Source organism: Ideonella alba (genome assembly GCF_018069845.1).
Lineage (GTDB): Bacteria > Pseudomonadota > Gammaproteobacteria > Burkholderiales > Burkholderiaceae_C > Ideonella > Ideonella alba.
The window spans coordinates 292,365-305,292 of record NZ_JAGQDD010000002.1 but is presented as its reverse complement, the minus strand read 5'-3'; the positions used below and the strand labels follow the sequence as shown (position 1 = coordinate 305,292).

Here is a 12,928-nt window from a genome sequence, read left to right as displayed (position 1 = left end):
GAGCGCAATGGTGTGCTTCTGTGTCGCCGCACAACGGTGCAGGGTCACCTCGGCCTCAGCGGGCCCGCGGGGGCCACGGCCCGCTGGAGGCCGCCCCAGCGCAGGCCGCCTCAGTAGCGGCCGCTCAGGCCCGCCATGCGCAGGTACCAGTGGGCCAGCGAGGCGATCAGGCCGCGGCGCAGCGCGGCGAAGGCGCCACGGCCCAGCGGCGCGTCGGTCACGCGCTGCGACAAGGCCACCGCCTGCTCGAAGGCCGCCGCGGTAGTGGCGGCGAAGGCGCGGTCGCGCACCAGCAGGTTGGCCTCCAGATTCAGCAGCAGCGACAGCGGGTCGATGTTGGAGCTGCCCACGGTGGCCCAGTCGTCGTCGACCACACAGACCTTGGCGTGCAGGAAGGCCGGCGTGTACTCGAAGATCTGCACGCCCTGGCCCAGCAGTTCGTCGTACAGCACGCGCGCCGCGGTGGCCGCCAGCCTGTAGTCGGGCCGGCCCTGGAGCAGCAGCCGCACCTGCACACCGCGCCGGGCGGCGCGGCGCAACGCGCGTCGGAAGCCCTGGCCGGGGTAGAAGTACGGCGAAATCAGGTCGACACGCTGGCGCGCGCCGTCGATCGCCTCGATGTAGGCCCGCTCGATCGCGCGGCGCTGGCGCAGGTTGTCGCGCACCACCAGCGCCACCTGCACCGGGTCGGGCCGCTGCGGCAACGCCGGCAGCGGCGGCATCAGACGCACCGAGCGCAGCAGCCGGCGCAGGCCGCTCATCGGCTTCGCGCTGCGCGCCAGCGCCAGCATCTCGCCCTGCCAGTCGCGGCCAAAGGCGGCGCGTGTCCAGACGGCGCGCGAGGCCTGCTCGATCGGCAGCACCGCCGGGCCGCGCACCTCGACCGCGAAATCCAGCCGCGGCGCGTCCAGCGGCCCGTGGTTCAGGTCGACGCGGTCGTCGATCACGTTGATGCCGCCGACGAAGCCCACCTCGCCGTCGACCACGCACAGCTTCTGGTGCAGCCGGCGCAGCTGCCCCGGCTGCAGCCAGTTCCACCAGCGCTCCAGCGGCCGGAACACCGCCAGTGCCACGCCCTGCGGCTGCAGCCATTGCTGCAGCCGGGCCAGGCTGGCGTGCGAGCCGAAGCCGTCGACCACCACCCGCACCCGCACGCCGCGTGCCGCGGCGGCGGCCAGCGCCGCGGCCATGCGCTCGGCGCTGGGGTCGTGGTGGAAGATGTAGGTGGCTAGCCAGATCTCGTGGCGGGCCCGTGCGATCGCCGCCTCCATCGCCGGGAACAGCGCATCGCCGCCTTGCAGCAGCTGCACCTCGTTGCCGCCCAGGAAGACCGGCTGGGCGTGCCAGTACCAGGCGGTGCCGGCGCCCCCCCCGTGCGGCGATCCGGTCGGTGCGGCGGGCCGGCTCAGACGGGCTCCAGGTCCGCCAGCAGCGGCAGGTGGTCGGACATCCGCGCCCAGGCGGTGCCGCGCGGCACCATCGTGTTCAGGCAGCGCAGCCCGCGCAGGTAGACCCGGTCGAGCGCGAACACCGGCACCCGCGACGGGAAGGTCAGCCGCTGGTCGATCGCCCCCGCCGGGGCCCGTGCACGCTGCAGGCCGCAGCGCTCACGCATCGGCACGTCCAGGCGCTCGCCCCAGTCATTGAAGTCACCGGCCACCAGCAGCGGCTCGTTGGCAGGCACCTCGGCGGCCAGGTAGTCGGCCAGGCGGTGGACCTGGCGCACCCGGCTGGCATGGATCAGGCCGAAGTGGGCCACCACCACATGCACGCGCAGCTGCTGCCACAGCACCGGCACATGCAGCAGGCCGCGCTGCTCGAAGCGGTGGTCCGAGACATCATGGTGCCCCACCTCGCCCAACGGCCAGCGTGACAGCAGCGCGTTGCCATGCTCGCCATCGCGTGTCACCGCATTGGTGCGGTAGGCCGAGGCATAGCCCTCGGGCGCCAGGAACTCGGCCTGGCCCTCCTCGGGCCAGCCGAACCAGGTGTGGTCGAAGCGCTGGGCATCGCGGCGGTGGAACAGCCGCACCTCCTGCAGGCAGACGATGTCGGCGTCCAGCGCCTCGATGCCCAGACCCAGGTTGTGGATCTCCAGCCGCTTGCGCGGGCCCAGTCCGCGCACGCCCTTGTGGATGTTGTAGGTGGCCACCCGCAGCACGCCGCTGCCGTGCGTGCTGGTGTGGCCGAAGGCTGAGGCACGCATCAACGGCCACCCCCGATCCGGCTGGGCAGTTGCAGGATGGCCTCGGCGTTCGAGGGCGAGAAGCAGCGGTCAGCCGCCTCGCGCCAGGGCAGCCAGACATGGGCGGTGTGCTCGCGCGGCGCCAGGCGCACCGGCTGGGGCGCCGGCAGGCACAGGCCGAAGACGTGCTCGGTGTTGTGCGTCACCCCCGCCGCGTAGCGGTGCCGCCAGCGGGGATAGATCTCGTAGACGTTGGACAGCTGCCAGTCGCTCAGCCACGCCGGCTCGGCCACCAGGCCGGTTTCCTCGTGCACTTCGCGGCGGCAGGTCTCGGCCAGCGCCTCGTCGAGGCTGTCCTTCGAGCCGGTCACGCTTTGCCAGTAGCCCGGCGCGTCGGCGCGCTCCAGCAGCAGCACCTGCAGATCGGGGGTGTGGATCACCACCAGCACCGATTCGGGGATCTTGGGCGGACGCGGGTCTGGGACGGCTGGGGTCATGCCGGAATGGTATCCAAGGGTGAATCCGGCCGGCTGCGGCACGGCCAAGACCCGCTAAGACGGCCGTCAGCCACTTCCGCGAGCATGCCGGCCGGGACCGCTCGGATGTGCTGGCTTGTGCGCTTGCACACGGTTGGACACCACACCGGTCCCGCACGGGACCCGGGATCCCTTAGAATAAATGTGCAACTCGCACATTACATCCGGCTGCCGTGAACACCACCACCCTCCGCTCCGCTGAACCTGCGCCCTGGCGCCACGGTCTGACCGTGGCCGCCGGTGTGCTGCTGGGCGTCGCCAGCGCCTGGCAGGTCGGGCGCTGGGCGGATCTGGACGCCGGCTCCGACGCCGGCTACTGGATCGGCGTGGCGGGCGGCCTGGCGATGCTGGCGCTGTTCCTGTACCCGATGCGCAAGCGGGTGCGCTGGATGCGCGGCTGGGGCAACACCCGGGCGTGGTTCATCGCCCACATGCTGCTGGGCCTGGCGGGTCCGTGGCTGGTGCTGGTGCATTGCAACTTCCGCATCGGCTCGATCAACGCGGCAGTGGCCTTGCTGTCGATGCTGGTGGTGGCGGGCAGCGGGATCGTCGGCCGCTACCTGTACGTGCAGGTTCACCACGGCCTGACCCAGCGCCGCACGGAACTGGCCGAGTTGCGGCAGTCGGTGCAGAGCAGCCACCAGGCGCTGACGCACGCCGCAAGCTTCCCGCCAGAGGCCGCCACGCGCCTGCTGGACTTTGAACACGCGGTGGAAGACGCCCCGCACCGCCACAGCGGCGCCTCGCCGTGGCCGATGCTGCGCCTGTGGTGGCGCTCACGCGGCGTGCTGCGCGCCACCCGCCGCGAGATCGACCGCCATTGCCGCCAGGTCGAGCGCGATCAGGGCCGCACGCGGGCACTGCGCGAGCTGCGCCAGGAGTGGCGCGCGCTGGCGGCACGCCACCTGGCCGCGGTGCTGCGGGTGGCGCACTTCGCGTCCTGGGAACGGCTGTTCTCGCTGTGGCATGTGCTGCACCTGCCCTTTGTCTACCTGATGGTGATCTGCGCGCTGGTGCACGTGTTCGCCGTGCACGCCTACTGACACCGGATGCCGCGATGCCTGTCCCGCCCCTACCCGTGGCTGTGGCGCCTGTTCGCCGCTGTGGCCGCGCTGTGGCTGGCGCTGCTGACACCGGCGGCGGCGCAGTCGCTGGAGTCGGCGCTGTCGCCGGGGGTGCTGACCCAGTCGCACGCCAAGTGGCAGGACGACTGCGCCAGCTGCCACGTGCGCTTCGACCGCGCGGCGCAGGACCGCTTGTGCGCCGATTGCCACAAGCCGATCGGCCAGGACCTGCGCCAGAAGACCGGCTTCCACGGGCGCCAGAAGCCCCAGGCCTGCCGCAGCTGCCACACCGACCACAAGGGCCGCGAGGCGCGCATCGTGCAGCTTGACACCAAGGCCTTCGACCACCGCGAGACCGACTGGGTGCTGCGCCAGGCCCATGCCCAGGTCGAGTGCGCCAAGTGCCACCTGCCCGGCAAGCGCTGGGCCGAGGCACCGCAGGACTGCCAGGCGTGCCATCGCAAGGACGATGTTCACAAGGGCTCGCTGGGCACGAAGTGCGCCGACTGCCACACCGAGAAGAACTGGAAAGAGGCCCGCTTCGACCACGCGACCACCAGCTTCGCGCTCAAGGGCAAGCACGCGGACGTGGCCTGCGCCGATTGCCACCCCAAGGCGAAGTACGCCGGCGTGCCCACCACCTGCGTGGGCTGCCACAAGGCCGACGACAAGCACAAGGGACGCTACGGCGAGAAGTGCGAGAGCTGCCACGGCGAGAAGTCCTGGAAAACCATCAGCTTCAACCACGACAGCGAGACCCGCTACCCGCTGCGAGGCAAGCACCGTGCGGTGCGCTGCGACAGCTGCCACACCGGCGCGCTGTACCGCGAGAAGACCGCCACCGACTGCCTGTCCTGCCACCGCAAGGACGACAAGCACCAGGGCAGCCTGGGCACCGAGTGCGCCGCCTGCCACCAGGAGAGCGACTGGAAGCAGACCGGCCGCTTCGACCACGACCGCGCCCGCTTCCCGCTGCTGGGCAAGCACGCCGATGCGAAGTGCGAGGCCTGCCACAAACCAGGACCCAAGGGCACACCGGTCTACCGCGACGCGCCGCGCAGCTGCATCGGCTGCCACCGTCAGGACGACAAGCATGCCGGCAACGTCGGCGAGGCCTGTGCGGCCTGCCACGGCAAGCGCAGCTGGAAGATCCCGCGCTTCGACCACGATGTCGCCCGCTTCACGCTGCGCGGCGCCCACGCCGCCGCCAAGGTCCGCTGCGCCGATTGCCACCAGGACCTGAAGCACTACCGTGACACGCCGCGCGACTGCATCGGCTGCCACCGCAAGGACGACAAGCACGAGGGCCAGCTGGGCACGGCCTGCGAGAGCTGTCACAACGACCGCCGCTGGAAGGACGCGCCCTACGACCACAAGCTGGCCCGCTTCGCGCTGCTGGGTGCCCATGTGAAGGTCGAGTGCGGTGCCTGCCACAAGACGCTGCGCTACCGCGATGCACCGCGCGACTGCCTGGGCTGCCACCGCGCCGACGACCGCCACAAGGGTGCCCAGGGCCCGGCCTGCGAGAGCTGCCACAACGCGCGCCACTGGAAGCTGGCGCAGTTCGACCACACCCGTCAGACCCGCTACCCGCTGACCGGCAAGCACCAGCCGCTGACCTGCGAGGCCTGCCACCGCGCGCCGGCGCCGGCCGGGCGCAAGACCGCGCCGCTGGGCGACAGCTGCCAGTCCTGCCACCGCGGCGACGACGTCCATGACGGCGGCTTCGGCCTGCGTTGCGAGACCTGCCACCAGACCAGCGGCTGGCGCGAACTGCTGGCGCGCCGCCGCACATCCCCGTCACCCAGCCCTGCCTCGGGAGTGCCACGATGAGCCTGCTGCACCGATTGCTCTGCCTGCTGCTGCTGTGGGCCGGGCTGCTTGCCGCGTCGCCGGTGGCGGCCCAGACCGCCCGCAAGGACTTTGATCACCTGAGCACCGGCTTCGCGCTGCAGGGCGCCCATGCGAACGTGCGCTGCGAGTCCTGCCACCTCAATGGGCAGCTCAAGGGCACGCCGCGCGACTGCGCGACCTGCCACACCAGCGGCAGCAACTGGTCGCGCAACAACGTGGTCAAGTCGACGCAGCACGTGCAGACCACCCAGCGCTGCGACAGCTGCCACAGCACCCGCAGCTTCGACAACGCCCGCTTCGACCATGCCGGCACCGCGGCTGGCACCTGCGCCAGCTGCCACAACGGCGTCACCGCCACCGGCAAGAACGCGGGCCACCTGGCCACCAACGCCAGCTGCGACAGCTGCCACATCACCGCCACCTGGGCGGGCGCACGGCCCGACCACAGCGGCTACACCTCGGCCACCGACTGCGCCAGCTGCCACAACGGTCGCCAGGCGAGCGGCAAATCGACCAACCACATCCCCAGCGGCAGCGCCAACTGTCTGAGCTGCCACGGCACCGGCAGCTGGAAGCCCTCGCGCTGGAACCACACCCAGCAGCCGGTCGCGGCCCAGTGCGCCAGCTGCCACAACGGCAGCTATCCGCCGGCGGACGGCAAGTCGTCCAATCACCTGCCCTACCAGCAGGTCAGCGTCTCGGCCAGCGCCAACTGCGACGCCTGCCACAAGAGCGGCTATGCCAGCTGGAGCGGCGCGCGCTTCCATGCCAGCTTCAGCCCCACGGGCCAGTGCGCCACCTGCCACAACGGCAGCTACGCGTCGGCCCCCGGCAAGCCCGGCAACCACATCGCCACCACCGCGCCCTGCGAGGCCTGCCACAGCAGCGGAAACTGGTCGGTGTCCAAGGTCGACCACTCGGGCTTTGGCGCCACCACCAACTGCGCCAGCTGCCACAACGGCAGCACCGCCAGTGACAAGGGCGCCAGTCACATCCCGGTGGGCAGCACCAACTGCTTCAGCTGCCACAGCACCGGCACCTGGAAGCCCAGCAAGTGGAACCACACCCAGACCGTGGTCACCGCGCAGTGCGCCAGCTGCCACACCGGCCGCTACCCGCCGGCTGACGGCAAGCCGGGCAACCACGTGCCCTACCAGCAGGTGAGCGTGTCAGCCACGGCCAACTGCGATGCCTGCCACAAGGGCGGCTACGGCAGCTGGGACCCGGGCCGGTTCCACGCCAATTTCAATGCCAGCGGCCAGTGCAGCAGCTGCCACACCGGCAGCTACCTGGGCGCGGTGGGCAAGCCCGCCACCCCCGTGCACAACGGCGTGAGCAACTGCGAAGGCTGCCACAGCACCAGCAGCTGGGCCAGCAACGGCAAGCCCGACCACAGCGGCTTCGGCGCCACCACCACCTGCGCCAACTGCCACAACGGCAGCCAGGCCAGCGACAAGGGCCCCAGCCACATCCCGGTGGGCGCCACCAACTGCTTCAGCTGCCACAGTGTCAGCAGTTGGCGCCCCAGCAAGTGGAACCACACCCAGACCGTGGTCACCGCGCAATGCGCCAGCTGCCACACCGGCCGCTACCCGCCGGCCGACGGCAAGCCGGGCAACCACGTGCCCTACCAGCAGGTCAGCGTGTCGGCCAGCGCCAACTGCGACGCCTGCCACAAGGCCGGCTACGGCAGCTGGGACCCGGGCCGCTTCCACGCCTACTACAACGTCAGCAGCCAGTGCAGCGCCTGCCACACCGGCAGCTACCTCGGTGCGGTGGGCAAGCCCGCCACCCCCGTGCACAACGGCGTGAGCAACTGCGAAGGCTGCCACAGCACCAGCAGCTGGGCCAGCAACGGCAAGCCCGACCACAGCGGCTTCGGCGCCACCACCACCTGCGCCAACTGCCACAACGGCAGCCAGGCCAGCGACAAGGGCCCCAGCCACATCCCGGTGGGCGCCACCAACTGCTTCAGCTGCCACAGTGTCAGCAGTTGGCGCCCCAGCAAGTGGAACCACACCCAGACCGTGGTCACCGCGCAATGCGCCAGCTGCCACACCGGCCGCTACCCGCCGGCCGACGGCAAGCCGGGCAACCACGTGCCCTACCAGCAGGTCAGCGTGTCGGCCAGCGCCAACTGCGACGCCTGCCACAAGGCCGGCTATGGCAGCTGGGACCCGGGTCGCTTCCACGCCTACTACAACGTCACCAGCCAGTGCAGCACCTGCCACACCGGCGGCTACCTGGGCGCCGTGGGCAAGCCGGCCACGCCGATCCACAACGGCGTGACCAAGTGCGAGGACTGCCACAAGACCGGCAGTTGGGACAGCAATGGCAAGCCGGACCACTCGACCTACGGCAGCACCACCAACTGCGCCAACTGCCACAACGGCAGCCAGGCGATCGGCAAGGGCGCCCAGCACATCCCGGTGGGCCTGACCAACTGCTGGGCCTGCCACACGGTCACCGCCTTCAAGCCCAGCAAGTGGAACCACACCCAGGTGGTGGTCACCGCCCAGTGCGCCACCTGCCACACCGGCGGCTACCCGCCGGCCGAGGGCAAGCCGGGCACGCACGTGCCCTATCAGCTGATCCCGCCCTCGGCCAGCGCCAACTGCGATGCCTGCCACAAGGCCGGCTACAACAGCTGGAACCCCGGCCGCTTCCACCTGTACTTCAACGTCAGCAGCCTGTGCAGCACCTGCCACACCGGCAGCTACCTGGGTGCGGTGGGCAAGCCGGCCACCCCGGTGCACAACGGCGTGACCAAGTGCGAGGACTGCCACAGCACCGGCAGCTGGGCCACCACTGGCAAGCCCGACCACAGCGGCTTCGGCGCCACCACCAACTGCGGCGGCTGCCACAACGGCAGCCAGGCCATCGGCAAGGGCGCCAACCACATCCCGGTGGGCAACACCAACTGCTGGGCCTGCCACACCGTCACGGCCTTCAAGCCCAGCAAGTGGAACCACACCCAGACCGTGGTCACCGCGCAGTGCGCCAGCTGCCACACCGGCCGCTACCCGCCGGCCGACGGCAAGCCGACCAACCACGTGCCCTACCAGCAGATCGCGGTGATGGCCTCGGCCAACTGCGACGCCTGCCACAAGGGTGGCTACGCCAGCTGGAATCCGGGCCGCATCCACGCCTACTACAGCCTCAGCACGCAGTGCGGGACCTGCCACACCGGCAGCTACCTGGGCGCGGTGGGCAAGCCCGCCACCCCGGTGCACAACGGCGTGAGCGTCTGCGAGGACTGCCACCGCTCCACGTCCAGCTGGAACAACGTGCAGTACCGCCACTCGGCCACCGACCAGATCGGCTCGGGCACCTGCGACAACTGCCACAACGGCACCGTCGCGCGCGGCAAGCCGGCCACCCACATCCCGGTGACCGTGCCCACGGCCAAGTGCGACGCCTGCCACCGTTCGCAGGTGAGCTTCGGCACCTCGGTGACGATGAACCACTCGGCCGTGGCCAGCCAGACCTGCAAGGGCTGCCACATCAGCAGCTACGTGAGCCAGGGCCTGCAGGCCAAGCCGACCAACCACATCCCCGAGACCCAGCTGCTCAACGGCGCGGCCATGGACTGCAAGGCCTGCCACAACAGCACCGCCAGCTGGGGAACGATGCGCATGAACCACAACGGCAGCCTGGGTGGCGGCGCGGGCTGGTGCAAGGCCTGCCACGCCAGCGGGACCAGCTACCTGGGGAACATGGAGCGCAAGTCGCTGACCCACGAAGCCAAGGGCAAGACCCCGCTCGACTGCTCCGAATCCGGCTGCCACAAGCCCCTGGGCGGCAAGGGCAGCACGTATACCGAATGGGACTGAGGAGGCCCGACACATGACCCACCACCACCCCACCCGCCGACTGCACCGACCGCTGGCCCTGGCCGCCCTGACCGCGCTGGGCGCCCTGGGCGCACCCGCCGTGCAGGCCCAGGTCATCGACGAGCTGGCCTTGCGCCGCGAGGGCAAGGACGCGGTGATGACGATCCGCATGACGGTGCAGGTGCAGTTCCGCCGCAGCGTGGCCTCGGGCGGCGATGACCTGGTGCAGATCTACTACGACGTGGTGACCGCCCGCGAGCAGCCCAACTTCATCGACGGCGAGCGGCGTCAGCTGCAGGCCGGTGCGCTGCCGCGCGTCGTCGTCACCGAGGACGGCACGGCGCGCGAGCTGACCAACCGCAAGCTCGTCGTGCGCATCGACAAGGGCGTGCGCCTGCGCGCCCGCGCCGGCCGCGACAACCGCTCGATCGATGTGGTGCTCGAAGGCCAGGGCGAGGCGCTCAGCAGCGCCTCCTCGGCCCTGATCGAGCCGGCGCCGGTCATCGGCACGCCCAGCGACGCCGAGGTCACCGCCCGGGCCGGCCAGCTGATCGGGCTGGCCCGCGAATCGCTGACGCGGGGCGAGCCGGACCTCGCGATCGAGCAGCTCAACGAAGCCCTGAACCTGCCACCCAACCCCCGCACCCCCGAGGCCCAGGAGGCGATCGCCTCGGCGCGACTGGCCAAGGGCGACCGTGCCGGCGCGCAGCGCGAGGCCGAGCTGTACCTGCAGCTCTACCCCTCGGGCAACGGCGTGCCCCGGATGCGCGGCCTGCTGGCCGAGCTGGGTGGCGGCAGCGCTCCGGCACCCACCCTGGCGCAGGCCGAGCCGGCCGACGCCACGCGCCGCGCCACCACCAGCCAGCTCAACGGCTCGTGGTCGCAGTACTTCTACGGTGGTGCCTCGCAGACCCAGACCCAGCTCAAGGACACGCCGCTCGAGGGCCAGCTGCCCAAGATCATTTCCGACACCACGCTGTCGGGCACCGACCAGAAGCAGGTCTCGTCGTCGATCGACCTGAACTGGCGCCAGCGCGACGCCGAACGCGACCTGCGCGCCGCCTTCCGCGACAACCACACCTACGAAATGATGCCCGGCCGGCCGTCGCGCAACCGCCTGACCGCGGCCTATGTCGACTGGAAGGAGGCCGGCCCCGGCCTGCAGGCCCGGGTGGGTCGGCAAAGCGGTCTGGGCGGTGGCGTGCTGGGCCGCTTCGACGGCATCCAGGGCAGCTGGACCTTCAAGCCGAAGTGGAAGATCGGCGCCGTCGCCGGCCAGCCCACCGACGACCTGCTCGACACGCGGCGCTACTTCGGCGGCCTCTCGCTGGACGCCGAGGCGCTGACCGAGAACCTCGGCGCCAGCCTCTACGTGATGCAGCAGCAGATCGACGGCGAGGTCGATCGCCGCGCCATGGGCCTGGACATGCGCTGGTTCGAAGGGGCCACCTCGGTCTTCAGCCAGTATGAATACGACCTGACGCTGCGTGGCACCAACGTGGCCTCGCTGCAGGGCACGACCACGCTGTCGGGCGGCACCACCCTCAACATCCTGGCCGACTACCGCGCCGTGCCGCTGCTGATGCTGGGCAACGCGCTGTTCTTCGCCGACCCCAGCCGCGCGCTGCCGCGGCGCCTGTCCGACCTGCTGGCCTACCGCAGCCTGAGCGACCTGCGCCACTCGGTGGCAGCCACGACCGCCTACTCCAAGCAGGGCCTGGTGGGCGTGACCCACCCGGTCACGCCGCAGTGGCAGGTGGGCGCCGACATCCGCCTGACCAGCGTCGGCGCGATCGCGCCGGTGCCCTCGATCAACTACCCCGGCAGCCCGGCCTCGGGCAACATCCTGTCGGGCAGCCTGCAGCTGATCGGCACCAACCTCTACTCCGAGCGCGACACCCACGTGGCCAGCCTGACGCTGTTCAAGCAGCCCGGTCACAACGGCTGGCAGCTGAGCTACAACAACATGTCGGTGCCCATGGCGCGGCTGCAGCTGGAGCCGTCCCTGCGCATCTACGGTGACAATGGCACCGGCGGCGTGAAGACCCTGCGCTGGAGCCCGGGCCTGCGGCTGGCCTGGCGCGGCGGCGAGAAATGGGTCATCGAGGGCGAGGTCAGCGCCGAATCCAGCAAGACCACCAGCCCGACACTGAACGACAACTCGACACGCGTGTTCTATTACCTGGGTTACCGGCTTGACCTCTGACGATGCAGACCTGCTGACCGCCACCGACCTCGGCTGCCGCCGGGGCGGCCGGCGTGTCTTCAGTGGCGTGGGCCTGCGGCTGCGCGCGGGCCAGGCCCTGTGGCTCCGGGGTGCCAACGGCAGCGGCAAGACCAGCCTGCTGCGCCTGCTGGCCGGTCTGGCGCCGGCGGCCTCGGGTCGCATCGACCGCCAGGCGCCCGTGGCCTACCTGGGCCACAGCAATGCGCTGAAGGACGAACTGAACGTGGGCGAGGCCCTGCGCTTCCTGTGCAGCCTGCACGGCCCGGTGCCCGAGGAAGCCCGGCTGCGCGCCGTGCTCGAGCGGGTGGGCCTGGGCCGGCGCCTGGCGTTCCCGGTGCGCAAGCTCTCGCAGGGCCAGCGGCGCAAGCTGGCGCTGGCGCGTCTGTGGCTGGGCGAGGCCCGGATCTGGCTGCTCGACGAACCCTACGACGCCCTCGACCGCGAGGCCTGCGCCCTGCTCGACCAGGTGCTGCAGGACCACCGCCAGGCTGGCGGCGCCGTGGTGCTGACCAGCCACCAGGCGGTGCATCTGCCGGGTCTGGAGACGCTGGACCTGTCCGCCGCTGTCTCATGATCGACCTGCTGCGCCGTGACCTGCTGCTGGCCGCCCGATCGCCCGGGCAGTGGCTGCTGCCGCTGGCCTTCTTCATTGCCGCGCTCGCGCTGTTTCCGCTGGGCGTGGGGGCCGATGCAGCGCTGCTCTCGCGCATCGCGCCGGGCGTGGTGTGGGTGTGCGCGCTGCTGGCGATGATGCTGTCGGTGGGCACGCTGTTCACCGGCGACTGGCAGGACGGCACGCTGGAGCAGATGCTGATCGGCCGCCACTGGCTGCCCGGCCTGGTCGCCGTGCGCGTGCTGGCGCACTGGCTGCAGGGCGGCGCGCCACTGGTGCTGCTGGCGCCGCTGGCCGGGCTGCTGTTCAACCTGGACGCCGCCACCTCGGGCATGCTGGCGCTGGCGCTGCTGCTGGGCACGCCGGTGCTGAGCCTGCTGGGCGCCCTGGGCGGCGCGCTGACGCTGGGCCTGCGCAACGGCGCCACGCTGGTCTTCCTGCTGGTGCTGCCGCTGGCGGTGCCGGCGCTGATCTTCGGCAGTGGCGCGGTGGTGGCGGCGCAGCATGGCGAGTCGGCGCAGGCGCCTTTGTCGCTGCTGGGCGCGCTGCTGATCCTGACCACCCTGGTGGCGCCGCCGGCCACCGCCGCTGCACTGCGCATCGCTGTTGAATGACG

The 12,928-nt window shown here is 71.1% G+C and carries 9 protein-coding genes; 6 read left to right on the top strand and 3 right to left on the bottom strand.

The genetic code is table 11. The features are described 5' to 3' along the window. Nucleotides 1-110: 110 nt before the first annotated feature. From clsB to nudB, 3 genes are all read right to left on the bottom strand, one after another. Nucleotides 111-1,325 carry a cardiolipin synthase ClsB gene (clsB, locus tag KAK03_RS05120; RefSeq protein ID WP_247664214.1) on the bottom strand — a complete coding sequence of 405 codons (1,215 nt, stop codon included), beginning with the start codon at nt 1,323-1,325 and terminating at the stop codon, nt 111-113. A gap of 80 nt (nt 1,326-1,405) precedes the next feature. Beyond that, nucleotides 1,406-2,206: an endonuclease/exonuclease/phosphatase family protein gene (locus KAK03_RS05115; RefSeq protein ID WP_210852102.1), complete on the bottom strand. Its 801-nt coding sequence runs from the start codon at nt 2,204-2,206 to the stop codon at nt 1,406-1,408. Further along, nucleotides 2,206-2,682 carry a dihydroneopterin triphosphate diphosphatase gene (nudB, locus tag KAK03_RS05110; protein ID WP_210852101.1) on the bottom strand — a complete coding sequence of 159 codons (477 nt, stop codon included), beginning with the start codon at nt 2,680-2,682 and terminating at the stop codon, nt 2,206-2,208. The genes KAK03_RS05115 and nudB overlap by 1 nt, the downstream gene beginning before the upstream one ends. Nucleotides 2,683-2,894: 212 nt before the next feature. On the opposite strand from nudB, the gene KAK03_RS05105 reads away from it, so the two are divergent. The 6 genes from KAK03_RS05105 to ccmB are packed head-to-tail and all read left to right on the top strand — an operon-like array spanning nt 2,895 to nt 12,926. Continuing rightward, nucleotides 2,895-3,764 carry a hypothetical protein gene (locus tag KAK03_RS05105; protein WP_210852100.1) on the top strand — a complete coding sequence of 290 codons (870 nt, stop codon included), beginning with the start codon at nt 2,895-2,897 and terminating at the stop codon, nt 3,762-3,764. A 6-nt stretch (nt 3,765-3,770) separates the two neighbouring features. Next, the gene (locus tag KAK03_RS05100) at nt 3,771-5,618 is read left to right on the top strand and encodes a cytochrome c3 family protein (RefSeq protein ID WP_210852099.1); all 1,848 of its coding nucleotides are present in this window, start codon (nt 3,771-3,773) and stop codon (nt 5,616-5,618) included. Then, nucleotides 5,615-9,472, top strand: a complete 3,858-nt coding sequence (locus KAK03_RS05095) for a cytochrome c3 family protein (protein ID WP_210852098.1) — start codon at nt 5,615-5,617, stop codon at nt 9,470-9,472. The genes KAK03_RS05100 and KAK03_RS05095 overlap by 4 nt, the downstream gene beginning before the upstream one ends. Before the next feature lie 13 nt (nt 9,473-9,485). Further along, a complete protein-coding gene (locus tag KAK03_RS05090; protein ID WP_210852097.1) occupies nt 9,486-11,678 on the top strand; it encodes a tetratricopeptide repeat protein in 2,193 nt (730 codons plus the stop codon). Then, nucleotides 11,668-12,273 carry a heme ABC exporter ATP-binding protein CcmA gene (ccmA, locus tag KAK03_RS05085; RefSeq protein ID WP_247660931.1) on the top strand — a complete coding sequence of 202 codons (606 nt, stop codon included), beginning with the start codon at nt 11,668-11,670 and terminating at the stop codon, nt 12,271-12,273. Before KAK03_RS05090 ends, ccmA begins: the two co-directional genes overlap by 11 nt. Further along, nucleotides 12,270-12,926 (top strand): heme exporter protein CcmB, encoded by a 657-nt coding sequence (ccmB, locus tag KAK03_RS05080; protein ID WP_210852096.1) that lies wholly within the window; start codon nt 12,270-12,272, stop codon nt 12,924-12,926. The genes ccmA and ccmB overlap by 4 nt, the downstream gene beginning before the upstream one ends. Nucleotides 12,927-12,928: the final 2 nt, after the last annotated feature.

Bases quoted from the DNA above. Each gene is read 5' to 3' on its own strand.
- KAK03_RS05115 (WP_210852102.1), bottom strand. From the start codon at position 2,206: ATGCGTGCCTCAGCCTTCGGCCACACCAGCACGCACGGCAGCGGCGTG.
- nudB (WP_210852101.1), bottom strand. From the start codon at position 2,682: ATGACCCCAGCCGTCCCAGACCCGCGTCCGCCCAAGATCCCCGAATCG.
- KAK03_RS05100 (WP_210852099.1), top strand. From the start codon at position 3,771: ATGCCGCGATGCCTGTCCCGCCCCTACCCGTGGCTGTGGCGCCTGTTC.
- KAK03_RS05095 (WP_210852098.1), top strand. From the start codon at position 5,615: ATGAGCCTGCTGCACCGATTGCTCTGCCTGCTGCTGCTGTGGGCCGGG.
- KAK03_RS05090 (WP_210852097.1), top strand. From the start codon at position 9,486: ATGACCCACCACCACCCCACCCGCCGACTGCACCGACCGCTGGCCCTG.
- ccmB (WP_210852096.1), top strand. From the start codon at position 12,270: ATGATCGACCTGCTGCGCCGTGACCTGCTGCTGGCCGCCCGATCGCCC.